The sequence below is a fragment of the uncultured Agathobaculum sp. genome (assembly GCF_963927765.1).
In the GTDB taxonomy this organism is placed as follows: Bacteria; Bacillota; Clostridia; order Oscillospirales; family Butyricicoccaceae; genus Agathobaculum.
In genome coordinates this window covers 19256-41199 of the sequence record NZ_CAWVCU010000081.1, presented here as the reverse complement: position 1 = coordinate 41199, position 21944 = coordinate 19256, and the positions used below count along the sequence as shown (strand labels likewise).

22 protein-coding genes and 1 pseudogene are annotated in these 21944 nt (G+C 57.1%); 7 read left to right on the top strand and 16 right to left on the bottom strand.

Annotation, left to right across the window (positions count from 1 at the left end; genetic code table 11):
* A pseudogene (locus tag ABGT74_RS07230) lies at window positions 1-110 on the bottom strand (3-deoxy-7-phosphoheptulonate synthase); the annotation flags it as partial.
* 131 nt (window positions 111-241) lie between these two features.
* Window positions 242-943, bottom strand: coding sequence for an N-acetylmuramoyl-L-alanine amidase (locus ABGT74_RS07225; protein ID WP_346705028.1), 702 nt, complete (start codon window positions 941-943; stop codon window positions 242-244).
* Between the two features lie 536 nt (window positions 944-1479).
* Here ABGT74_RS07225 and speD point away from each other — a divergent pair.
* The 5 genes from speD to nspC are packed head-to-tail and all read left to right on the top strand — an operon-like array spanning window position 1480 to window position 7003.
* Window positions 1480-2244 carry an adenosylmethionine decarboxylase gene (speD, locus tag ABGT74_RS07220; protein ID WP_297282799.1) on the top strand — a complete coding sequence of 255 codons (765 nt, stop codon included), beginning with the start codon at window positions 1480-1482 and terminating at the stop codon, window positions 2242-2244.
* Between the two features lie 27 nt (window positions 2245-2271).
* Window positions 2272-3732 (top strand): aminotransferase class I/II-fold pyridoxal phosphate-dependent enzyme, encoded by a 1461-nt coding sequence (locus ABGT74_RS07215; protein WP_346705027.1) that lies wholly within the window; start codon window positions 2272-2274, stop codon window positions 3730-3732.
* Window positions 3733-3750: 18 nt separating this feature from the next.
* Complete coding sequence (gene speE / locus ABGT74_RS07210) at window positions 3751-4608, top strand: polyamine aminopropyltransferase (RefSeq protein ID WP_346705026.1); 858 nt, start codon at window positions 3751-3753, stop codon at window positions 4606-4608.
* Between the two features lie 3 nt (window positions 4609-4611).
* Complete coding sequence (locus ABGT74_RS07205; protein ID WP_346705025.1) at window positions 4612-5871, top strand: saccharopine dehydrogenase family protein; 1260 nt, start codon at window positions 4612-4614, stop codon at window positions 5869-5871.
* Between the two features lies 1 nt (window position 5872).
* Window positions 5873-7003, top strand: a complete 1131-nt coding sequence (nspC, locus tag ABGT74_RS07200) for a carboxynorspermidine decarboxylase (RefSeq protein WP_297282803.1) — start codon at window positions 5873-5875, stop codon at window positions 7001-7003.
* A gap of 41 nt (window positions 7004-7044) precedes the next feature.
* Here the strand turns inward: nspC and ABGT74_RS07195 are convergent, their stop codons facing one another.
* The 14 genes from ABGT74_RS07195 to ABGT74_RS07130 form a co-directional block, all read right to left on the bottom strand.
* A complete protein-coding gene (locus ABGT74_RS07195) occupies window positions 7045-8700 on the bottom strand; it encodes an ATP-binding protein (RefSeq protein ID WP_297282804.1) in 1656 nt (551 codons plus the stop codon).
* Complete coding sequence (locus ABGT74_RS07190) at window positions 8697-9383, bottom strand: response regulator transcription factor (protein ID WP_297282805.1); 687 nt, start codon at window positions 9381-9383, stop codon at window positions 8697-8699. The genes ABGT74_RS07195 and ABGT74_RS07190 overlap by 4 nt, the downstream gene beginning before the upstream one ends.
* A gap of 60 nt (window positions 9384-9443) precedes the next feature.
* Window positions 9444-10091, bottom strand: coding sequence for a phosphate signaling complex protein PhoU (gene phoU, locus ABGT74_RS07185; protein WP_297282806.1), 648 nt, complete (start codon window positions 10089-10091; stop codon window positions 9444-9446).
* The gene (gene pstB, locus ABGT74_RS07180; protein ID WP_297282807.1) at window positions 10091-10846 is read right to left on the bottom strand and encodes a phosphate ABC transporter ATP-binding protein PstB; all 756 of its coding nucleotides are present in this window, start codon (window positions 10844-10846) and stop codon (window positions 10091-10093) included. Before pstB ends, phoU begins: the two co-directional genes overlap by 1 nt.
* Window positions 10847-10858: 12 nt before the next feature.
* On the bottom strand, window positions 10859-11743 hold the full coding sequence (gene pstA, locus ABGT74_RS07175; protein ID WP_297282808.1) for a phosphate ABC transporter permease PstA: 885 nt from the start codon (window positions 11741-11743) through the stop codon (window positions 10859-10861).
* Window positions 11740-12609: a phosphate ABC transporter permease subunit PstC gene (gene pstC, locus ABGT74_RS07170; protein WP_346705030.1), complete on the bottom strand. Its 870-nt coding sequence runs from the start codon at window positions 12607-12609 to the stop codon at window positions 11740-11742. Before pstC ends, pstA begins: the two co-directional genes overlap by 4 nt.
* 102 nt (window positions 12610-12711) lie before the next feature.
* Window positions 12712-13602, bottom strand: coding sequence for a substrate-binding domain-containing protein (locus tag ABGT74_RS07165; RefSeq protein WP_346705024.1), 891 nt, complete (start codon window positions 13600-13602; stop codon window positions 12712-12714).
* A gap of 224 nt (window positions 13603-13826) precedes the next feature.
* Window positions 13827-15416, bottom strand: coding sequence for an O-antigen ligase family protein (locus ABGT74_RS07160; protein WP_346705023.1), 1590 nt, complete (start codon window positions 15414-15416; stop codon window positions 13827-13829).
* A 5-nt stretch (window positions 15417-15421) separates the two neighbouring features.
* Window positions 15422-15925, bottom strand: coding sequence for a DUF4330 domain-containing protein (locus ABGT74_RS07155; RefSeq protein ID WP_297282811.1), 504 nt, complete (start codon window positions 15923-15925; stop codon window positions 15422-15424).
* A gap of 99 nt (window positions 15926-16024) precedes the next feature.
* On the bottom strand, window positions 16025-16237 hold the full coding sequence (locus ABGT74_RS07150) for a hypothetical protein (RefSeq protein ID WP_297282812.1): 213 nt from the start codon (window positions 16235-16237) through the stop codon (window positions 16025-16027).
* A 55-nt stretch (window positions 16238-16292) separates the two neighbouring features.
* The gene (gene ispE / locus ABGT74_RS07145) at window positions 16293-17192 is read right to left on the bottom strand and encodes a 4-(cytidine 5'-diphospho)-2-C-methyl-D-erythritol kinase (RefSeq protein ID WP_346705022.1); all 900 of its coding nucleotides are present in this window, start codon (window positions 17190-17192) and stop codon (window positions 16293-16295) included.
* 14 nt (window positions 17193-17206) lie between these two features.
* Window positions 17207-18007 carry a histidinol-phosphatase HisJ family protein gene (locus ABGT74_RS07140; protein WP_346705021.1) on the bottom strand — a complete coding sequence of 267 codons (801 nt, stop codon included), beginning with the start codon at window positions 18005-18007 and terminating at the stop codon, window positions 17207-17209.
* A gap of 17 nt (window positions 18008-18024) precedes the next feature.
* Window positions 18025-18918: a type II CAAX endopeptidase family protein gene (locus ABGT74_RS07135; RefSeq protein ID WP_346705020.1), complete on the bottom strand. Its 894-nt coding sequence runs from the start codon at window positions 18916-18918 to the stop codon at window positions 18025-18027.
* Between the two features lie 70 nt (window positions 18919-18988).
* Entirely contained in the window at window positions 18989-20194 is a 1206-nt protein-coding gene (locus ABGT74_RS07130) for an acetate kinase (protein ID WP_297282816.1), read from the bottom strand.
* Window positions 20195-20350: 156 nt separating this feature from the next.
* Here ABGT74_RS07130 and ABGT74_RS07125 point away from each other — a divergent pair, with 156 nt between their 5' ends.
* Window positions 20351-21556 (top strand): nucleotidyltransferase family protein, encoded by a 1206-nt coding sequence (locus ABGT74_RS07125; protein ID WP_346705019.1) that lies wholly within the window; start codon window positions 20351-20353, stop codon window positions 21554-21556.
* A 42-nt stretch (window positions 21557-21598) separates the two neighbouring features.
* Complete coding sequence (locus ABGT74_RS07120) at window positions 21599-21820, top strand: PF20097 family protein (protein WP_297282818.1); 222 nt, start codon at window positions 21599-21601, stop codon at window positions 21818-21820.
* Window positions 21821-21944 lie beyond the last annotated feature (124 nt).

Sequence of the window (21944 nt, the reverse complement as noted above, 5' to 3'; positions counted from 1 at the left end):
GTGGTATTGGCACCCTCGGAATAGTTGATCCGCAGCCCCATATCCATGAAATGCTGCATCAGACGGTCAACACGTTCCTTGTCGCTGTTCTGCTTGAGTACAACGATCATTTCAGTTCACTCCTTTATCAGTTAAAAATATAAGCCTTGCCAGTATACCACCAATTTACCCAAAAGAAAAGAGCGATTTGCCACAAATCGCTCTCTCTTTTTGATGCAGTTTTGCACGCAGTTGTATAGCACTAACCATTTGCCTGCGCCGCTTTGAGTTCTTCGTACTTCTGCTTGACCGCCTCGCAGAATTCGTCCCACCGGCCGTCGTTAATCAGCTTTGCCGGGCAGACCTTGCCGGAAAAGTCCTGATGCTTTTTCAGCGCCTTATCCGGATTGAGGTCATATTCAAGCAGCAGGCGCGCGCACAGCTTTTCGGTATTGATGAGCGTCTGCTCATAGTTGCCGTCCTCGTTGACGCACATCTCAATACCGATGCCGTTCATGTTGCCGCCGTTTTTCTCCATCTGGTCGCCCGCGTGATAGGCGGTCTCATTGTCTGGCAGATGGTGATATATCTCGTGGTCGTCTACTGTATAATGCCACGAAACGATGCCGGATTCGGCATTTGCATTCTGATGGATGAAGGAATTGTGCGCCGCGGCGTCCGCCCCTTCAGAAAAGTTATCCGTTTCATGGATGACCAGGTATTTGATCTCGCGTTTTTCGCCCGGACGCGCGCGGCTGCCCTCGGACAGATAATCGGTGTAAACCGGGATATCCTCAATATAGGACAAACCCGCGTCCGGCTGCGGCGGGCGGCTGATCGCGCTGTGCGTGAACATACCCGCCAGAAACGAGACGATCACCAGCCCTGCCAGCAGCAGCGCACGGCTGCCGCCTGTGCGTTTTCCCTTTCGTTTTGTACTTGTATGAAACCCTGTTATCTTCACGGCGCATAGACTCCCCATTATTGACTGTGTTGATAGTATTGTACTACGTTTCGCGCTTTTTTTCAAAGGTTCGACTGTAAACTTTTTGTTTCCACGCAAAATACCGGTTTGCGGTGCGTAAAACCTGTAAGAAAATCTTGCAATCCTGCGTTTTGTACGATATAATAATATTCACTCGGAGAGGCAAAGCCTTTCAGCAGAATTCTTTGACCGCCCTTCCCCTGTCGGAAGGCGCTAAGGCCATACGGACAGCCGGGTCAAATGCCGCACTTGGCAACTTTGTTGCCTTATTGAATTTTATAAGTTGGCTGACTAAAAGCCGTGTGCCGCGGGCGCATCACACTTGTGAAACGATCAATAAGAGTAGTAAAAGTAGATTCTTGCTATATAGACTCTTTCCTCTTCCAGATACAGACGGTCCGGAACCGCCCGGACAAAGAGAGAGATTGCCTTCCTCAAGTGGAAAAGTACGTCCCGCCGATCGCGGGGCTTTTCTTTTGCTTGAGGATTTTTTATTGATGTGAGGATAATAAGATATGCAGAACAAACTCAGACTCTACGGTTTTAACAACCTGACCAAAGCGCTTTCTTTCAATATTTACGACGTGTGCTACGCCAAAACCGAGCGCGAACAGCGCGACTATATCGCGTATATCGATCAGCAGTACAACTCCGAGCGTCTGACCGGCATTCTGGAGCGCGTCACCGAAATGATCGGCGCGCATGTGCTGCATATCTCCAAGCAGGATTACGACCCGCAGGGCGCGTCAGTCACCTTCCTGATCGCGGAGGAGCATATGAAGCCCGCCCCCGAGCCGGACACCATCGTGGCGCATCTGGACAAAAGCCACGTCACCGTGCACACCTACCCCGAATACCACCCGGACACCTGCCTTGCAACCTTCCGCGTGGATATCGACGTGGCAACCTGCGGCGAGATCACGCCGCTGTCCACGCTTGACTATCTGATCGGCTCGTTCGACTCGGATATCATCACCATGGACTACCGCGTGCGCGGTTTCACGCGCGATATCGAGGGCAAAAAGCTGTTTATGGACCACCACATCACCTCGATTCAGGACTTTATCGACCCCGCAACGCTCGACCGCTATGATGCGTACGACGTCAACGTCTATCAGTCCAACCTGTTCCACACGCGGATGCTGCTCAAAGAGGTCGATTTGCAGAACTATCTGTTCAACACCGATATCTACGAACTGCCCCCCAAGACGCGCCTGAAGATCCATTCCGACCTACGGCGCGAAATGATCGAGATTTTCTCGGGCAAAAACATATACTAATTATTCCCGCCGAAAGAAGGCTTGACTATGGATCAGTCCCGTGCGCCCATCAAGGAGGCGCTCGAACACTTTAAGGATATGCGCATTGTGCCGTTTGATGTCCCCGGACACAAGCGCGGGCGCGGTAACCCTGAACTAACACGCTTTCTGGGCGAGCCGTGCATGACAGTCGACGTCAACTCCATGAAACCGCTCGACAATCTGTGCCATCCGGTCAGCGTCATCCGCGAGGCAGAAGAACTCGCCGCCGAAGCCTTCGGCGCAGCGCATGCCTTCCTGATGGTCGGCGGCACCACCTCGTCGGTGCAGTCGATGGTTTTGAGCGTCGTTGCGCGCGGGGATGAGATCATCCTGCCGCGAAACGTGCACCGCAGCGTCATCAATGCGCTCGTACTGACCGGCGCGATCCCGGTCTACGTCAACCCGCAGATGAACGACCGGCTGGGCATTTCGCTGGGCATGTCGGTTGCGGACGTCAAGGCCGCGATCGAAAAGCACCCATCCGCCAAGGCGGTGCTGGTCAACAACCCGACCTATTACGGTATCTGCTCCGACCTCAAGGAGATCGTGCGGCTGGCGCATGAAAAGGGCATGAAGGTGCTGGCGGATGAAGCGCACGGCACACATTTCTACTTTGGAGAAAACATGCCGGTGTCCGCGATGGCGGCTGGCGCAGATCTCGCCTCGGTTTCCATGCACAAATCAGGCGGCAGCTTGACGCAGTCGAGCTTCCTGCTGTGCGGCCCGTCGATGAACGCCGAGTACGTCCGACAGATCATCAACCTGACGCAAACCACCTCCGGCTCGTACCTTTTGATGGTCAGTCTGGATATTTCGCGTAAAAACCTTGCACTCTACGGCAAGGATATCTTCCGCAAGGTCACGCATCTAACCGAATATGCGCGCGACGAGATCAACCAGATCGGCGACTACTACGCCTATGGCCGCGAACTCATCAACGGCGATACGGTCTATGACTTTGACGTGACCAAGCTTGCCGTCAACACACTCGATGTCGGTCTTGCCGGTATCGAAGTATACGACGTGCTGCGCGACTTTTACGACATTCAGACCGAGTTCGGCGATCTGGGCAACCTGCTCGCCTATGTCTCGGTTGGCGACCGCGAGCGCGATCTGGAACGGCTGGTTGCGGCGCTGGCGGATATCCGCCGCCGCTACAAGCGCGATAAAGCCACGCTCATGCGGCAGGAGTATATTTCGCCGCAGGTAGTCGCCGCCCCGCAGGAAGCCTTCTATGCGGACAAGCAGACGATCGCACTGGACAACTCGGTTGGGCGCATCTGCGCCGAGTTCGTCATGTGCTATCCGCCCGGCATCCCGATTCTTGCGCCGGGTGAACGCATCACCCGTGAAATTCTCGATTATATCCGTTATGCAAAAGAGAAAAACTGTATGCTGCTCGGCACCGAGGACCCGGATGTGAACAACTTACAGGTGATCCGGGGCGTTATCAGCCCCAATGACTAACGTAAGGAGTCAAAATTCATGCGATTAACCTTTACCGAAATGCACACGCCGACTGTCGGCCTGCAAATTCAGGTCGACCGGCAGCTTTATACCGAGCAAAGCGACTTCCAGCGCATCGACGTATTCGAGTGCGAGGAATTCGGCCGCTTTCTGACGCTCGACGGCTACATGATGCTGACCGAGCGCGATGAATTCATCTATCACGAAATGATGGTGCATGTCCCGCTCGCCGTGCGGGGCGACGCGATCAAAAAAGTGCTGGTCATCGGCGGCGGCGACGGCGGCTGCGTGCGCGAATTGTGCCGCTATCCGCACATCGAGCACATCGACCTCGTCGAGATCGACGAGCGTGTGGTCGCGGTGTGCAGGGAATTTTTGCCGACTGTGGCGTGCAGTCTGGATGACCCTCGCGTGCACATTCTCTATCAGGACGGCCTGAAATACATCCGCCGCATCGAGGACGAGTACGACCTCATCATCATCGACTCGACCGACCCGTTTGGTCCGGGCGAGGGTCTGTTCACGATGGAGTTTTACGGCAACTGCTACAAAGCGCTCAAACCGGACGGCATTCTGGTCAACCAGCACGAAAGCCCGTTCTACAAGGGCGACGCGCTTGCCTGCCAGCGCGCGCACCGCAATATCGTCCATTCGTTCGAGCTATCCCGCCTGTTTCAGGCGCACATCCCAACCTATCCGTCCGGACACTGGCTGTTCGGCTTCTCATCCCGCGGCGTGCATCCGGTGCACGACCTCGACGCGGACGCATGGAACGCGCGCGGCATCGAGACCAAATACTACAACACCAATTTGCACAAGGGTGCATTTTATCTACCGAATTACGTTCAAAAACTACTGGAAAAAGTGGAGGAATGAGTCATGGGAAAAGCACTTATCATCGGCTGCGGCGGCGTAGCCTCGGTTGTCATTCACAAGTGCTGCCAGAACAGCAGCATATTTGAGGAAATCATGATCGCCTCGCGCACCAAATCCAAGTGCGACGCGATCAAGGAAAAGCTGGAGGGCACCACGCCCACCAAGATCCGCACCGCCAAGGTCGACGCGGACAATGTTGACGAGCTGGTGGCACTCATCGACGAGTATAAGCCGGATATCGTCATGAACATCGCTCTGCCCTATCAGGATCTGACCATCATGGACGCGTGCCTCAAGTGCGGCGTCAACTATATGGACACGGCAAACTACGAGCCGGAGGACACCGACGACCCCAAGTGGCGCGAAATCTACGAAAAGCGCTGCAAGGAAGAGGGCTTCACCGCCTACTTTGACTATTCATGGCAGTGGGCGTATAGGGAGAAGTTTGAAAAGGCGGGGCTGACCGCGCTTTTGGGCTCGGGCTTTGATCCGGGCGTCACGCAGGCCTACTGCGCCTATGCACAAAAGCACCTGTTCGATGAGATCGACACCATCGACATCCTCGACTGCAACGGCGGCGACCACGGCTATCCGTTTGCGACCAATTTCAACCCTGAGATCAACCTGCGCGAAGTTTCCGCGCCCGGCTCTTACTGGGAGAACGGCCATTGGGTCGAAATTCCGGCCATGTCCATCAAGCGCGAGTACGACTTTGATCAGGTCGGCCAGAAGGACATGTACCTGCTGCACCATGAGGAGATCGAGTCGCTGGCGAAGAATATTCCGAATGTGAAACGCATCCGCTTCTTTATGACCTTCGGCCAGTCGTACCTGACCCACATGAAGTGTCTGGAAAACGTCGGCATGCTGTCCACTACCCCGATCGAGTTCGAAGGACATCAGATCGTGCCGATCCAGTTCCTTAAGGCGCTGCTGCCCGATCCCGCGACCCTCGGCCCGCGCACCAAGGGCAAGACCAACATCGGCTGCATCTTCACCGGCAAAAAGGACGGCAAGGAAAAGACCGCCTATATCTATAACGTCTGCGACCATGAGGAATGCTACCGCGAAGTCGGTTCGCAGGCGATCAGCTACACCACCGGCGTACCGGCTATGATCGGCGCCATGATGCTGATGACCGGCAAATGGTCGAAGCCCGGCGTGTACACAGTCGAGGAGTTCGATCCCGATCCGTACATGGAAGCGCTGAACAAGTGGGGTCTGCCGTGGCAGATCAACGAAAACCCGGCATTGGTGGACTGATATGAAATTTACCGAACTGCCCACGCCCTGTTTCCTTGTGGACGAAAACCGTCTGGTGCAGAATCTGGCCGTCCTTCGCGACGTAGCCGAGCGCACGGGCGCAAAGATCCTGCTGGCGCAGAAGGCGTTTTCTATGTTCTCGGTCTATCCGCTGCTGCGCGAATATCTGGCCGGCACGACCGCGTCCGGTCTGTATGAAGCGCGCCTCGGCCACGAAGAATTCGGCGGCGAGACGCACGTTTACTCCCCCGCCTATGCCGAGGGCGAATTTCAGGAGATTTTACACTACGCCGACCACATTGTATTCAACTCGTTCCATCAGTGGAAGGCGTATGGCAGCCTTGCGCGCGCGGCAGGCAAGAGCTGCGGTCTGCGCGTCAATCCTGAATGCTCGACCCAGCCCGCGGAACACGCGATCTACGACCCGTGCAGCCCCGGTTCGCGTCTGGGCATCACGGAGGCGAACTTCCAGCCCGAACTGCTGACCGGCATCGACGGTTTGCACTTCCATACCCTGTGCGAGCAGAACGCGGATGATCTGGTACGTACGGTTGAAGCATTCGAAGAACGCTTCGGCAAGTATATGGAGGGCATGAAGTGGCTCAACCTCGGCGGCGGCCACCACATCACACGCGACGATTACGACGTGGAACTGCTGGTCAAATGCATCAACGATCTGCGCGAAAAGTATAACGTGCAGATTTATCTGGAGCCGGGTGAAGCCGTTGTGCTGAACGCAGGCTATCTGGTCTCCACCGTGCTCGAAGTGATGAAAAACGGCAAGGAGATCGCCATTCTGGATACCTCGGCAGCGTGCCACATGCCGGATGTGCTCGAAATGCCCTACCGCCCGCCGGTGTTCCGTGCGGACGAGCCGGGCAAAAAAGCGTTCACCTATCTGCTCACCGGTCGTTCCTGTCTCGCTGGCGACGTGATTGGCGAATACTCGTTCGACAACACGCTGCGCCCGGGCGATCAGGTTGTGTTTGAGGACATGGCGCTGTACACCATGGTCAAAACCAATACCTTCAACGGCGTACCGCTGCCGCTCATCGCAATTCGCCGCGCGGACGGCACGGACGAAGCCATTCGCATGTTCGACTATGAGGATTTCAAAAACCGTTTGTCCTAATAAAAAGACATCCCGCAGGTACTTCCCTGCGGGATGTTTTATTATTCTGCTTTCGGAAACCGCAATGTAATCTCAGTGCCTTCGCCGAGCGTACTGTGCAGGTCGATCTGCGCATGGTGCAGCGCCGCGCCGTGCTTGACGATCGACAGTCCCAATCCGGTGCCGCCCGTCTGCTTGCTGTGGCTCTTATCCACGCGATAAAACCGCTCAAACACGCGCGGCTGATCGGCGGGCGCAATACCAATACCGGTATCCGACACACGCACAAATGGCGCGTCGTTCTCCTCACCTGTTTCCAGCGTGACCGAGCCATGTGTCTTGTTATAGGCGATTGCGTTGTCCGCAAGGTTAAAAATCATCTGTTCGAGCGTACGCCGCTGACCGGACACCGTCACCGGAGTGCCTTTCACATGCAGCGTGATCTTGTTTTCCGCCGCTTTGTGTGTCAGCCGATCACGCACAGTGCCGCACAATGCGCTCAGCTCCACCGGCTCGAACGGCACGGGCGCACCTTCATCCAGCCGAGATAGGCGGATGATATCCTCAATGAGCGTCAGCAAACGCATTGCCTCGCTCCGAATCTTGCCCGCAAATCGGCCGATATCCTCCGGTCGGACGATGCCGTTTTCCATGATCTCCGCAAAACCCATGATACTGGTCAGCGGGGTTTTCAGTTCATGCGACACATTTGCGGTAAATTCTTGCCGCTGGCGCTCCGCCTGCTCGCGCTCGGTGATATCCACCACGAACAATACCGCCGCATGCCCCTGTCCTTCTCCGGCGACCGAGCTTGCGGTCAGCGAATATACGCGCCCGTCCTTCTCCATCCTGCCGTGCGCGCTTTCGCCGCCCAGTGCTTCCTCCACCACGCGGATATACTCCGCGTCGCGGCACAGCGTCATATAGCCGCCGGTTGCGCTGTCCTTGGGGAACAGCGCCCGCACCGCGCGATTGGCAAACAGGATATCGCCCTGTGCGGAAAAGAGCACCAGCCCCTCATCCATCCGCGCGGTGATATCGTCAAATTCCGCCTGCCGCCGTTTGAGTTCGCCCAGCTGAGACGCAATCTTGTGGTTCTGCTTATCCATGCGGTGCAGCAATGGCGAAAGCTCATCATAGGCGTCGTTTTTCAGCGGCTCGTGCAGGTCGAGCGTCACGATCGGCTCTAGAAACACATGGGTCAGCCAGCTTGCCAGCAGCGCCGCCACCAGCAGCGCCAACAGCACAATCAACACAATCCATGGGGAAGCGGTCGATAACGCGCCAAAAGCGCTGTCCGCCGTAGAAGAAACGCGTAAGACCGTACCGTCCGCCAGCCGGATCGCATAGTAATAGGTCTGTTCGGCCAGCGTATCGGACAAACGGCTGAACTCACCCACGCCTTTTTCCAGTGCCTCAGCAATTTCCGGACGCGAAGCATGGTTTTCCATCTCCACTGCGTCCCGCTCGTTGTCATACAGCACCGTGCCATCCGCATCCACCAGCGTGATCCGGTCAGCGTACACACTGCCGATGCGCTGCAACTCCTGCTCATCCCCGGATGCCGTCGCAGCAGCGATGTAGTTGCATTCATTACTCAGACGCTCCTGCAAATCCTGCGTCAAGCCAGAATGCACTGCCACCAGCAGCAGGGACACCGTGACGATCAGCGTGACCAGCGCAGTGAGAAAAATACTGCCGAAAACACGCTTTCTCATGCGTGCTCTCCCATACGATAGCCGACACCGCGCACGGTTTCAATCATCGAGCCCGCTGTACCCAGCTTTTGCCGCAAAGTGCGGATGTGTACATCCACCGTTCTGGTTTCGCTCTCGTTGCCGTACCCCCAGATATTCTCCAGCAGCACGTCGCGCGTCAGTACCGCGCCGCGGTTTTTCATCAGCAGACAGAGCAGCTGATACTCCTTGAGTGTCAGCTGTACCTCCTGTTCCCCGACGAAAACGCTGTGTGCGCGCTCATCCACACAAATATCGCCCGCTACCAACGGACAGGCGGCTTCTTCGCCGTCTGTCCCGGCCTGCGTGCGGCGCAGCACCGCACGGATACGCGCCACCAGTTCCATCATGCCGAACGGCTTGGCAACATAATCATCCGCGCCGCTGTCCAGCCCAACCACTTTATCATACTCGGTGTTCTTCGCTGTCAGCAGAATGACCGGGATACCTGCCGTCTCCTGCGCGCCGCGCAGACGGCGCAGAATGCTGATGCCGTCCTCACCCGGCAGCATGATATCCAGCAGGATCAGCTGCGGCTTTTTCTCGCGCAGCGCCGCAGAGAGCGCGCTGCCATCCTCCAAACCACGGGCTTCCATGCCCGTGTTTTGCAGCGTATAGACGACCAGTTCCCGAATGCCTGCATCGTCCTCCACGCAATAAATCATTGCGTTTCCTCCTCAGTGGCCGCCCCCGGCAGCCATTTCCAAACCTTTTTGCTGTATTGCTTACTTTTCCTGCGCCTTGTGCGTGCCGGTGATGGAAAACTCCACCCACTCGGCAATATTGGTCGCGTGATCCCCAATGCGCTCCAGATACTTGGCGATCATCAGGATATCCAGCACTCGCTCGCCGTCCTCGGAGTTTTGTGAGATCTCCGCGATCAAATCCTTTTTGCACTCGGCAAACAGGTTATCGACCACGTCGTCATATTCGATTACGCTCCACGCCAGCGTCAAATCGCGGCGCACAAACGCGTCCAGACTGTCGGTGACCATCTTAATGGTCGCCTGCGCCATCTGCTCGATATGCGCATTATGGCCGCACGCACCGGACAGATAGGTGACAATTTCCGCAATATCGCTCGCCTGGTCGCCGATGCGCTCGATATCCGTAATCATTTTCAAAACGGAAGAGATCAGGCGCAGGTCGCTCGCCACCGGCTGCTGCTGCAGCAGGAGTTTCAGGCACATGGACTCGATCTCGCGCTCCTTGCGGTCGATCTCCTGATCGATGCGGATGGCAGACGCGGCCAGCTTGGTATCGCCGCCGAGCAGCGCCTTGACCGAGCTTGCGATCGCGTTTTCGCACAGCGCGCCCATAGCGATCAGTTCGTTGTTCAGCTCCAAAAGCTGCGAATCGAAACGGTTTCTCATCAGCCAAACCTCCCCGTAATGTAATCCTCGGTGCGCTTATCCCGCGGCATGGAGAACAGCTTTTCGGTGTCCCCCACCTCGATCATATCGCCGAGCAGGAAAAACGCAGTCGTATCGGATACGCGGGTGGCCTGCTGCATGTTGTGCGTGACCATAACGATAGTATAATCTTTTTTCAGCTCGAGTACAAGGTCTTCGATTTTCGCGGTCGAAATCGGGTCGAGCGCGGAGGTCGGCTCGTCCATCAGCAGCACTTCCGGATCGGCTGCCAGTGCGCGGGCAATGCAGATACGCTGCTGCTGGCCGCCCGACATGGACAGCGCGGACTTTTTCAGGCAGTCCTTGGTTTCGTCCCAGATTGCGGCATGACGCAGCGAGGTCTCAACGATTTCGTCCAGCTTGACGCGGCTCTTGATGCCGTGCGTGCGCGGGCCGTAAGCAATGTTGTCGTAAATGGACATCGGGAACGGATTGGGCTTCTGGAACACCATACCCACGCGCTTGCGTAGGATGTTCACATCGCAGTCATGGTAAATGTCCTGACCATCCAGACGGATGTCACCCGTGATCTTGCAGCCCTCCACCAGATCGTTCATGCGGTTTAAGGAGCGCAGCAGCGTCGACTTGCCGCAGCCGGAAGGCCCGATGAACGCCGTGATCTCGTTGGCTTTGATATCCAGATCTATATCATGCAGGGCATGAAAATCCCCGTAAAAGAGGTTCATGTCCCGAATCTCAATTTTATTCTGTTCCATAGCTTCCTCCGATTACTTTTTGGTCAGCTTTTTGGCAACAAGGGCCGAAAGCGCGTTCATCAGCAGCACAACAACCAGCAGCACGACCGCAGTCGCATAGGCTTCGTTCATGTGCAGGCCCTCGCCGGACAGCACATACATATGAATGGCCAGCGTGCGGCCGGACTGGAACAGCCCCGGGATCTGCGCCATCGTACCGGCAGTGAAAATCAGCGCCGCGGTTTCGCCCACGATGCGGCCGATCGCCAGAATGATACCGGACAGGATGCCCGGCATTGCGCTGGGGAGCACGATGCGGAACACCGTGCGCAGACGACCCGCGCCAAGGCCAAACGAACCCTCACGGAAGGTGTCCGGCACCGAAATGAGCGCCTCCTCCGCCGTGCGCATAATGAGCGGCAGAATCATAATTGCCAGCGTCATTGCGCCTGCGAGCAGCGAGTAGCCCCAATGCAGCTGCGTGACAAAAAACAGCATACCGAACAGGCCGTATACGATCGACGGAATACCGGACAGCGTCTCGGTGGTGATACGGATGATATTGACCAGCTTATTGCCGCGGGACGCATATTCGTTCAGATACACAGCGGTAAACAGACCAAGCGGCACCGCCAGCAGCAGCGCGAGCAGCGTCATTTCTATGGTCGTGATGATGGCCGGCATCATGGACACGTTATCCGAATTGTAAGTCCACTCAAACAGCGACAGCTTGAGATGCGGCACGCCGTTAATTAAGATGTATGCGATCAGGAACAGTAGCACGGCAAAGGTCAGAACCGCCGCGCCGTAAACCAGCCCCTTTTGCAAACGCGCTTTGCCGCGGCCATATACGCGCGGCTGCTTTTCCGATGTCTGCACCGCCGTTTTTTTTGCCGCAGAAGTCGCTTCGGTTGTCATGCGTCCTTCCTCCTTTTCAGCACCGAGAAGGTCAGATTAATCAGCAGAATGAACACGAACAAAACCACACCCGTGGCGATCAGCGCCTCGCGATGCAGGCCGGTCGCATAGCCCATTTCGATGACGATGTTCGCTGTCATCGTGCGAATGCCCTTGAGCAGGCTGCCCGTTAGTCGCGGCTGGTTGCCCGCCACCATGATAACCGCCATCGTTTCACCGATGGCACGGCCGATACCCAGCACGATACCGGCCAGAACGCCGGACTTTGCCGCGGGCAGCATGACCGAGAAGATCGCGCGCTCATGGGTGGCACCCATCGCGACTGCACCTTCATAATAGGCATTCGGCACCGCGCGCAGTGCCGCTTCAGATACGCCGATGATGGTCGGCAGGATCATGATGCCAAGCAGGATGGACGCGGACAGGATGGTTGAACCGGAAGAAATCTTCGCGCCGAAGAACCGTGCCACCTCGAGCACCGCCGGCACGATCACCACCATGCCGAAAAAACCGTAAACAATGGACGGAATGCCAGCCAGCAGCTCGGTGCACGGCTTGAGCACACCGTAAATGCGCTTCGGGCAGTAGAACGCCATAAAGATTGCGGTCAACAATCCGATCGGCACACCGATCACGATTGCCCCGGCCGTGATGTAAATGCTGCCGACGATCATCGGCAGGATGCCGTAAACGTCATTGCCCGGCTTCCAAGTCGTGCCGGTCAGAAAATCCAGCACGCCGATCTCACGGATCGCAGGGATGCCGTTGACAAACAGGAAAACGCAGATCAGAGCCACCGCAAGAATAGACGCAAGCGCGCAGACAAAAAACACGCCGTGCATCACCTTTTCGAGCAGGTTTTTCATTTCGCTCTTCTGCCTGGTTGCGGATTCGTTCATGTTTTCACCCCATAGACAGTGGGAAAGGGCGAAACGGATTTCGCCCTGTATTCCCGTGTTCGGTTATTCTTACGCAGCTACGTCGGCCCAGTCGGTGATCTCGCCGGTGTAGATGCCCTTGATCTGATCCATCGTCAGATTCTCAATGCTGCTTGCCGGATTTACGACAACCGCGATGCCGTCCAGCGCGATAGCGGTGCCGGTCAGTTCCGCAGCTTCTTCGTCCTTCAGCTCACGGGAAGCCATGCCGATGGCGAACGTGCCGTCCATAGCGCCGGTCATGCCGGAGGTGGAGTCAGAGGTCTGCAGCTCGATCTTAGCCTTGGGGTTTACCGCCTGATATGCCTCGATCAGCTTTTCCATCACCGGGGAAACCGAGGAGGAACCGCCAACCGCGATCTGACCTTCCGAACCGTCCGAAGTGAACGCTTCCGCTTCGTCATTTACCTTGATGTAGCCCTCTTCTTCGACGATTGCCTGGCCGTCAGCGCTCAGGATGAAGTTGATGAAGTCCTTGGCAACGCCGGTCGGCTCGCCCTTGGTGGCAATGTTGAACGGACGGGACAGCGTGTAATCGCCGCTCTTGACATTCTCGACCGTAGCGTCTACGCCGTCTACCTGAATCGCCTTGACGGTGTCATTGAGGGAGCCGAGCGAAACATAGCCGATGGCGCTCTCGTTGCCGGCAACGCTGGTCAGCACCACGTCGGTCTTATTTGCGATTTCCGCCTCTGCGGTGGTGTTGTCGCCGTTGTCGTCCTCAACACCGGTCAGTTCAACAAACGCGCTGCGCGTGCCGGAGCCGTCCTCACGGGAAATCACCGTGATCGCACCGGAAGCACCGGTAGCAGCCGCGTCATCCGTGCCGTTTGCGCTCGCATCACTTGCATTGCCGCCGCAGCCTGCCAGCGCACCACAAAGCATCAGGCCTGCCAGCAGCAGGGATACACTCTTTTTCATAACTTAAATTTCTCCTTTGCATTCAGATCTTGTTTTTCGTTACAAGCATATCTTACGGGGACAATGTAAAATCCAAAAGCCCGTGTTTGTAAAATCCATGTAAAGCAAAAAGGATTGTGTAAAGTGCGCAAAAAAGGACGGCAAAACGCATGTTTTGCCGTCCTTTTGATGTGTTTTTGGTATCATTTATCCCAAAGTGGTATAGACCAGTAGTGTGCACCGAACTATCCTTTTCGCTTTTTACGAAAATACCCCAGATACATAATCGCCGCTGCCATACTCCAGAAGTAGGCCATCATATACGGCACCTCAAAGATATTCTCGAAATAGCAGTGTACCAGCACGCCGCACATACCCGCGAACATGGACACCGCCAGCACGCGGGTGCGGTCGGTCTGGTTGAAATTCGTTCTGCCGATCGAGCGCAGACACCAAAGTGCCATGCCGATGAGCAGGACGATGAAGAAAATCAGGCCGATATAGCCCATTTCCACGAGCGTTTTCAGATAGTAGTTATCCATGTAGAAATACTCGAAGGTATCCGTCTCTTCGATGATCTTATTCTGCATGGCAACCGCGCCGCCGAAGCGGCCGAGGCCAAAGCCGAGCCACGGATTGGACTCATGCAGCAGGTTCAAACCGGTCTCCCACCGCACCATACGGCCCGCACGCTGGCTGGCCTCCATATAGTCCGCCGTGAACAGATAAGTGATGCGGTTTGCAATCGACGGAATGGCAATGAGCGCACCCGCACCTGCCACCGCCATCAGCGCAATCAGGCGACGGTCTAGGAAGATGGCAAACACGATCACCGCGACTGCCAGACCTCCCCACGCGCCCTTAGAGAACGTGAAGATGCAGCACAAGCACATCATGCCGGTTACGCCGATAGCCAGCACCTTGACCCACATCTTTTTGCAGTAATATGCCAGACCCGCCGCCATAGGCGCGAACAACACCAGCAGGCTACCCATAATATTCGGGCTGCCGGCGAGCGAATAAACGCGCGTGCGCACGCTTTCCTCGGTCTGGGACACCCAGCCCGCTGGAATGGGCGCGGCGACAATATACTGATAAATGCCGTGCAGCGCGATCGGCACCGCCATCGCAAGCAGCGCGCCGTAAAAAATCGCAAAATCACGGTCATCCTCAATCAGCCGCGTGACAAGGAAGAACCAGAACAGGTACTGCACCACCGCGCGATATCCGTCGAGCGCAATGGACGGATAGGGCGACACCGCGCACATCAGGAAAAAGCCCACGCCGATGAACAACAGCAGATAGGTGTCCACAGGCGTTGCACGCAGTCCAAGCGGCGCGCGGCGCATCGCGGTATGCCACAGGACATAGGCAAACGCCGCAAGCATCAGGCATTCATCCCATATCGAGCCGATGAATGCAATGGGAATACAGTTGCGGATAAAGTAATCCAGCGGCAGATACATTGCCAAACATACCAGCAGCAGACCGCGCACGCCGAAGAAGCGGCACACCCGGCCGATCACACCGCCGCCCAGGAAGGTTGAAACCGGCTTCCAAATAGCAAGGCAAAGCCGATAAATCATGCTTTGCGCCGCCGCATCGCCCACACGCTCGACAAAACGCCGCAACGCAGCGATCACACGTGCATAGCGGCTGTTGTCCACCGTGCAGATAGGCGTGGCGCAAAAACCGTCCCATATCCGGCGGAAGCGGGAATCCGGATAGGCATTTGCAACCTTCCGGAAAAAGCTCGCGATGGCGCCCTCATGATACCATTCACGCAGGCGCAGCACTGCCCGCACCAGCAGGCTGTTTTGAAAAATCGCTTTCATAGGCCTTACTCGCCGATCTGTACCGAATCAATATTGCCGGTCGTCTCAAAGTCGTTGGTCTTGATGATGAACGTGCGGCCTGCGCGCACCTCCTGCGTGCCGATCGAGGGCGCTGCCGTATCCTCGGCCACAGTGGTTTCGATTGTGAACACCAGATCCTTCTTGCTCGGGTCCAGCGCATCCACAATCTTTCCGTCCGCCGTGGTCACCTGCTGCACATAGTCTTCGATCTGCATGTCCGTAATGACCGCGTCTGTAAACGAGCTGCCGCTGACGATCTTTTTACCGACCTGATCGTTGCGCTGCACCTCCTTCACCAGAAACGGGGTCGCGCCACGTACACGCACGACTACCGTCATCGGCACCTGCTTGGATGTCGCCTCCACAATCTGCGGCGCGAACAGCTTATAGCCCACGCCCGCAGCAACCGCGATCACCGCCAGCAGCACGAGCAGATCGACGATGTTCACCACGCCGAACAGCTTGCCCTTTTCATTGATAATCTTCATGTTTTTCCTCCGTTGGTAGGTTTGCGGCCAACTTTCCGATAGAAAACAGAATTGCCGCTTTGCGGCTATTATACCACAGAGGGACAGGCGCGGCAAGGATTATCCCATGATCTCCCGCCACCAATCGGCTAATTTGCACCGAAATGTAACCGAATCGCTGTTTTCCGACAGTGCCGCCGTTTCCTCGCAAGTGACGGAAAACGCCGTGCACCACCATGCGGCCTTTGGCTGCTGCGGTGCAAATGCACCTGTCAACAGCACACTGCATGCGGTTGCCGCCGCAATCACCGCCCGTTTGGTCTGTTCTGTCATAAAAATACCGCCTTCCGTCATCTGGTGTCCCCAGTATGCCCGGAAGGCGGGTTTGTTATACGGTTTCGGTTAAAAAAGTATCCGCAAATCGGCGGGACAGCATTTTTGCCGCGGTCTTGGCGCGGCCCTCATCCGAAAACAAGCCGAACACCGTCGGCCCCGAGCCGCTCATCAGCGTTCCGTCCGCGCCGTTTTCCGTGAGAAATGCCTTGATTTCTCCGATCTGGCGACGCTTGGTCGCCGTCACCAGTTCCATAACGTTGCTCAAGCGCTTACAAACACCCGCGAAGTCCTGCTGTTCCAGGGCGCGGATCATGCCGGCTGTATCCGGTCGTTCCTTCAGTTCCACCGCGTCGATCTCGGTATAAACCTCCTTGGTAGAAACTCCGAACGGCGGCTTGCACAGCACAACCCAGCAATGCGGCATGGGCGGCAAGGCGGTCAACTCCTCTCCGATGCCCTCCGCCAGCATCGTGCCGCCGCGCAGGCAGTACGGCACATCCGCGCCGATTTTCAGGCCCATCTCGCACAGCTCGTCGTCGGTCAGGCCGGTTTCATGCAGCGTATTGAGCGCACGCAGCACCGCCGCAGCGTCGGTCGAGCCGCCGGCCAGCCCTGCGGCCACCGGAATGCGCTTTTCGATGTGGATTTCGCACGTTTCCAGCAGCGTACCCGTCTTCTGATAGAACAGGTCCGCCGCGCGGTAAGCCAGATTATGCTCGTCCAACGGCAAATAGGGCAGATTGCAGCTGAGCACAATGCCGCGCGGCTTTTTTTTGCCATGGGTGACTACCACCTGAATCTCATCATGCAGTTCGACAGACTGCATCACCATTTTGACCGTATGGTAGCCGTCGTCCCTGCGGCCGGTCACATCCAGCGTCAAATTGATCTTTGCGCGCCCCTGCACCGTGGTTTCAGCGTGCGTGATTTCGTTTTTATTGTGAAACAACATGAATTTCTCCCTGCTTACTTTGTTAATGGCACCTGTTCCGGCTTGCGTCCACGGAACACGGTGACGGTGGTAAACCCTGCGTCCAGCGCGTTCGCCGTGCAGTCTGCCACCCCGCGCCCGACCGTGTCCAGCGTATGCGAATCCGAGCCAATTGAGATGCGTTCGCCGCCCATACGGCGGTATTCGTACAGGATATTCTGCGGTGGACCGACCTTTTTCTGCCAGCTGGCCAGTCCTGCAGCATTCAGTTCGAGCGCATAACCGTGGTCGATACAGGCGCGCAGCACCTGCTGCACGCGGTCCATGTACTGGTCAAACGACGGCACATAATCGCCGTGCTTCATTACGCGCAGCGGATAGTCAATGTGCGCCAGCACGTCAAACCCGCCGTGCGCCTCCATCTCCAGCATCTGATCGAAATACTCCTGCAAAAACGCATCGCAGTCCAGATGCTCGTAGTCGTGGAAATATATATCCAGATCGTTCGGCATGGCGTGCAGTGAGCCGATCACCATGTCCAGCTGATGCCCGCGCACGAAGGCATCTGCCGCAGGATCGGCATGGATCTGCCCGATCTCGATCCCGACCAGCACCTCGATTCCCTCTGCCGCTTCCTTGGCAGCCCGTATATCACGCAGGCATGCTTCTGCGTCCCGGTTTTCCAGCGGGCCGCGGGTGCGATAAAAATCCAGATGATCGGTGATGCCGATGATGTCCAGCCCCGCCGCGCGGCAGGCGCGCACCTTATCCTCCACCGTCTGCGGGAATGCGGCATCCGCCGAATACCCGGTGTGCATATGCAAATCCACTCGCATTGCCTGTTTCCGCCTTTCTAAAATACATACATGGTTGCCGTCTGCACAAAACAGAGGATGATCGCCAGCGTCATGCCGACGCTGCCAAACACCACCCGCATGGACGGCGCGCACGGGCCGTGCTCCCACACCTGACGCTTTCTGCCACGCACCAGCAGCACCGCGCCCACAATGGTCAGCACCGGCCAGCTCAGCCCGTACAGCACGGGCAGCACGCCGTCCTCCGGTAGCAGGAACACAACAAACGACCCGTAAAAATTAAACAGCATGTGCAGCACGACCGATGTTTTGAGCTTTCCGGTGTAAAAATACGCATAGGCGAGCAGCAGTCCCAGCAGAAACGCATAGAAAAACTGCGAGAGGTTGGCATGATACAGGCCGAAGAGCAGCGCGGATACGAACGCCGCCGGCTTCTGGCCATATCGCGCCAGCCGTCCTGCCAGCAAGCCGCGAAACAGCAGCTCCTCACACAGCGGTCCGAGCACGCAAGCCCCCACCAGCACGACCGACAGCGGCATTTCGTTAAAGGTCTCGGTCACCATATCGACCGTCTCCAGATGCGCTATCTGATAGACTAAGTCATTCAGCCATGAGCCGGTAATCGATCCCACCCACATCAGTCCGATACCAATGACAAACCAGCGTCCCAGCAAGCGCACGGTCAGCGGCCGCTGCGCTGGCTTTGTTACCGGTATCCGGCGGCACAGCCAATAGGACAGCGGCAGCGCAGGCAGGTAATACCCCACCAGCGCCAGCAGCATATAGGTGCTCATGCCGCCCGCCAATCGTCCGGCGAACATCAAAACCGTCAGCCCCATCTGCCACACAAGCGCGCATATCATTGTCAGCGTCAAAGCCCATCCCAGCCGCGTACAGTATTTTTTCTCCTGACGGAGATCGGTTTGCTGCATATTGTCCTCCCTGACGGCAGAAAAACAGGGCAAAGCCTTGTTGCCCCGCCCCGTTTTTCCGATCTCTTTGTTACTTTGCTTCGTTTACCAGACGCTCGGTGTCCTTGGCGATCATCAGTTCCTCATTGGTGGGGATGACCAGCACACGCACGCGCGCCCAGTCAATGGAAATATCCATCTGCTTGCCGCGGTACTTGTTCTTCTCCGGGTCGATCTTGATGCCGAGATACTCCATGTGCTCGCAAACATCCCAGCGGACCGAGCGGTCGTTCTCGCCTACGCCCGCGGTGAAGATGATCGCATCTACGCCGCCCATCTCTGCGATGTACGAGCCGATGATCTTCTTAACCGACAGGTTGAACATTTCCTTGGCCAGCGCCGCACGCGCATTGCCGTCAGTGATGGCAGCGTCCAGATCGCGGAAGTCGGACGAAACGCCCGAAATGCCCAGCATACCGGACTTCTTGTTGAGGATATTGATAACGTCCGCCGCAGAGATGTTCTCATGCTCTGCCAGGAACTCGATGATAGCCGGGTCCAGATTGCCCGCGCGGGTGCCCATCGGCAGACCGTCCAGCGGGGTGAAGCCCATCGAGGTATCATAGCTCTTGCCGCGGTTGATCGCGCAGATGGAAGAGCCGTTGCCCAGATGGCAGGTGATCAGGCGCAGTTCCTCGAGCGGACGGCCGAGCATCTCAGCAGCCTGCTGGGAAACATACTTGTGGCTGGTGCCGTGGAAGCCATAGCGACGGATCTTGTACTTCTCATAGTACTCATACGGAATCGCATACATGTAATGCGACTGCGGCATGGTCTGATGGAACGCGGTGTCGAATACCGCAACCATCGGCACATCCGGACCCATAACGTCGCGGCAAGCCTGAATGCCGATCAGGTTGGGCGGATTGTGCAGCGGTGCCAGCGGGACACAGTCCTCGATCGCCTTGATGACCTTTTCGGTGATGATGACGCTGTCCGAGAAGAACTCGCCGCCGTGTACCACGCGGTGACCGACCGCGTCGATCTCGCTCATCGAGGAGATAACGCCCTTTTCGGGATCGAGCAGCACATTGATAACCGACTGGATTGCTTCCTTATGCGTCGGCATTGCGATATCAAACTTAAATTTTTCATCCGACTTGTTGCCGGTGTGCGTCAGTACGCCGTCGATGCCGATGCGCTCGCACAGGCCCTTGGCCATAACGTCGCCGGATTCGGTGTCGAGCAGCTGATACTTGAGCGAAGAGCTGCCGGCGTTGATAACCAGAACTTTCATTTGCAAAACTCCCTTGTGCCGTATTTGGCGGCTTGCACAAAGCCGCGGAAGCCGATATAATAATATTACACTCTTATATTACACGATTTACTGCAAATGTACAAGCCAAATTTTAGCCCGTGCGCCTGTGCATTTGCAATTTGAAGGAGCCTGTTTATGACCGTCTGCGGCGTTGTTGCCGAATATAACCCCTTCCATGCGGGGCACGCGCATCATCTAGCCGAGACCCGCCGTGCACTGGGCGAAGACACGGCTATCGTGTGCGCGATGAGCGGCAACTTTGTCCAGCGGGGCGATCTCGCGGTGATGGAAAAGTACCGCCGTGCTGAAGCCGCGGTGCAGTGCGGTGCAGATCTGATGCTGGAAACGCCGCTGAGTGCCTGTCTGTGGTCCGCATCCGGGTTTGCGTTCGGCGCGGTCGCGCTGCTGGATGCGCTTGGATGCGTCACCCATCTTTCCTTCGGCGCGGAACGCGCTGATCTTGCGCTGCTGCGCCGTGCGGCCGACCTGTCCCGTGCGGAGGGTGCACCTGCCGACGCGCTGCGGCAGGCGCTTGCAGCTGGCCTGCCCTATGCCGCCGCGATGCAGCAGGCAGTCGCAGCGGCCGACCCGGAAGCCGGTGCGCTGCTGGCAAGCCCGAACAACACGCTTGCGGTCGAATATCTGTGCGCGCTGGATACACTGGACAGCTCCATGCAGCCGCTTGCCATTTTGCGCGCAGGCAGCGCGCATGACAGCGAAATTCCTGCGGACGGTCTGCCCTCGGCATCTTATCTGCGCAAGCTGCTCACGCAAGGCAGGCTGGAAGAATGCCGTCCGCTGATGCCGCAAGCCTCCTTTGGTGTGCTCTCTCGCGCCATTGCAGCAGACGAAGCGCCGGTGACACGGCATGCGGTTGATCAGGCCATTCTTGCGCATCTGCGGCGGCTGACGCCCGCCGACCTTGCCCGCTATTGCGGCAATGATGGACTGGAAAACCGCCTGTGGACGGCCATCCGCGACAACACAGACTTCAACGCAATCTGTGCTGCCGCCCAGACCCGTCGCTACCCGCTTGCGCGGGTGCGCCGCGCGCTTATGCGCGCATGGCTCGACCTGCCGACCAGCGTTCCACCAGCCGCGGACTATGTGCGCGTGCTGGCGGTCGGCGCACGCGGGCGCGACGTCCTGCGGCGCATGAAGAACACCTGCGCGCTGCCGGTCATCGTCAAACCGGTCACAGAACGCACGCTGCCGGACGCAATCCAACCCGCCCTTGCCCGCGACGCGCTCGCGGACGATCTGTACGCCCTCGCCTATCCCGCTCCCTCGCTGCGCGTGGGCGGCGGCCGCTTCCGCAAAACCCCCTTCTGCCTGCCATGACCTGTTCCATCCACCGACGTGTTTTTCAGGGAGGTATGACCGATGATGCAATGCCCTTACTGCGGAAAAGAAATGCTTGACGGCAAACTGCTGGGCGACCACAAGGCGCTCAAATGGCTGCCCAAAGACAAACAGATGTTGTTCGGCCTGTGGGCCTGCGGGGGATTGACCGTCGGCTCCCATGCACCCACGCAGCGCGCAGAAGCGCGTGCGTGGCACTGTTCCTACTGCAAAAAGCTGATTATTGATCTGGAAAACTGCTGAAGATATGCAAAAGGACGACCCGATGGGTCGCCCTTTTTATTTCCCCAAAACTGCGCTATCTACTTGACCTGTCGTAGTAGTTGTGTTATGATTACTTCATCAGATGGAGTAAAAAGGAGGTGCG

What these genes read in the sequence shown, in the direction of transcription:
- pstB (WP_297282807.1), bottom strand. Translation starts at nt 10,846, where the DNA reads ATGGAACAGAATAAAATTGAGATTCGGGACATGAACCTCTTTTACGGG.
- pstC (WP_346705030.1), bottom strand. Translation starts at nt 12,609, where the DNA reads ATGAAAAACCTGCTCGAAAAGGTGATGCACGGCGTGTTTTTTGTCTGC.
- speD (WP_297282799.1), top strand. Translation starts at nt 1,480, where the DNA reads ATGCAGAACAAACTCAGACTCTACGGTTTTAACAACCTGACCAAAGCG.
- pstA (WP_297282808.1), bottom strand. Translation starts at nt 11,743, where the DNA reads ATGACAACCGAAGCGACTTCTGCGGCAAAAAAAACGGCGGTGCAGACA.
- ABGT74_RS07130 (WP_297282816.1), bottom strand. Translation starts at nt 20,194, where the DNA reads ATGAAAGTTCTGGTTATCAACGCCGGCAGCTCTTCGCTCAAGTATCAG.
- ABGT74_RS07140 (WP_346705021.1), bottom strand. Translation starts at nt 18,007, where the DNA reads ATGCGAGTGGATTTGCATATGCACACCGGGTATTCGGCGGATGCCGCA.
- ABGT74_RS07160 (WP_346705023.1), bottom strand. Translation starts at nt 15,416, where the DNA reads ATGAAAGCGATTTTTCAAAACAGCCTGCTGGTGCGGGCAGTGCTGCGC.
- ABGT74_RS07195 (WP_297282804.1), bottom strand. Translation starts at nt 8,700, where the DNA reads ATGAGAAAGCGTGTTTTCGGCAGTATTTTTCTCACTGCGCTGGTCACG.
- phoU (WP_297282806.1), bottom strand. Translation starts at nt 10,091, where the DNA reads ATGAGAAACCGTTTCGATTCGCAGCTTTTGGAGCTGAACAACGAACTG.
- ABGT74_RS07165 (WP_346705024.1), bottom strand. Translation starts at nt 13,602, where the DNA reads ATGAAAAAGAGTGTATCCCTGCTGCTGGCAGGCCTGATGCTTTGTGGT.
- ABGT74_RS07155 (WP_297282811.1), bottom strand. Translation starts at nt 15,925, where the DNA reads ATGAAGATTATCAATGAAAAGGGCAAGCTGTTCGGCGTGGTGAACATC.
- ABGT74_RS07125 (WP_346705019.1), top strand. Translation starts at nt 20,351, where the DNA reads ATGACCGTCTGCGGCGTTGTTGCCGAATATAACCCCTTCCATGCGGGG.
- nspC (WP_297282803.1), top strand. Translation starts at nt 5,873, where the DNA reads ATGAAATTTACCGAACTGCCCACGCCCTGTTTCCTTGTGGACGAAAAC.
- ABGT74_RS07190 (WP_297282805.1), bottom strand. Translation starts at nt 9,383, where the DNA reads ATGATTTATTGCGTGGAGGACGATGCAGGCATTCGGGAACTGGTCGTC.
- ABGT74_RS07205 (WP_346705025.1), top strand. Translation starts at nt 4,612, where the DNA reads ATGGGAAAAGCACTTATCATCGGCTGCGGCGGCGTAGCCTCGGTTGTC.
- ABGT74_RS07215 (WP_346705027.1), top strand. Translation starts at nt 2,272, where the DNA reads ATGGATCAGTCCCGTGCGCCCATCAAGGAGGCGCTCGAACACTTTAAG.
- ispE (WP_346705022.1), bottom strand. Translation starts at nt 17,192, where the DNA reads ATGTTGTTTCACAATAAAAACGAAATCACGCACGCTGAAACCACGGTG.
- ABGT74_RS07135 (WP_346705020.1), bottom strand. Translation starts at nt 18,918, where the DNA reads ATGCAGCAAACCGATCTCCGTCAGGAGAAAAAATACTGTACGCGGCTG.
- ABGT74_RS07150 (WP_297282812.1), bottom strand. Translation starts at nt 16,237, where the DNA reads ATGACAGAACAGACCAAACGGGCGGTGATTGCGGCGGCAACCGCATGC.
- ABGT74_RS07120 (WP_297282818.1), top strand. Translation starts at nt 21,599, where the DNA reads ATGATGCAATGCCCTTACTGCGGAAAAGAAATGCTTGACGGCAAACTG.
- speE (WP_346705026.1), top strand. Translation starts at nt 3,751, where the DNA reads ATGCGATTAACCTTTACCGAAATGCACACGCCGACTGTCGGCCTGCAA.